This is a genomic window from Nocardioides sp. CPCC 206348, assembly GCF_048654705.1.
GTDB lineage: Bacteria > Actinomycetota > Actinomycetes > Propionibacteriales > Nocardioidaceae > Nocardioides.
On record NZ_JBMCZA010000079.1, the window covers coordinates 910 to 1,289 of the forward strand.

The window sequence follows — 380 nt, forward strand, 5'->3', positions numbered from 1 at the left end:
CGCCAGGTCCCGGTTCGGGAAGGACGTGTCCTCGACCAGCAGGTCCCAGTCGGTGACGATCGGAGCCAGTTCACCGTCGATCCAGGACGGCAGCTGGTCGTCGTAGTGCGCACCGGGCAGGCCGGATGCTCCGGTCGGGACGATCCAGCCACCAGCCGTCCGGTCCGCGAGGTCCCACACGTAGCGGGCGACCGCTCCGCGGGTAGCGGCATCACTGATCGCGGGCCACGACCCCATCGTGCGTACGGCGTCCTGGTCGCCTGCGACGGGGAGGAACGCGATGCCGGGGTCGAACCCGTCGTCTGCAGCGAGGGCGTGCGCGGGCTGGGCGAGGTGGGTCTCCCCCCAGGTCGCCGGGACGTCGACGGTGTCGAGGTCGT

The 380-nt window shown here is 71.6% G+C and carries 1 protein-coding gene; it reads right to left on the bottom strand.

The features are described from left to right. Nucleotides 1-380: penicillin acylase family protein (locus ACOADB_RS03855; protein ID WP_378596612.1), on the bottom strand; the 380-nt coding region annotated here is incomplete at both ends.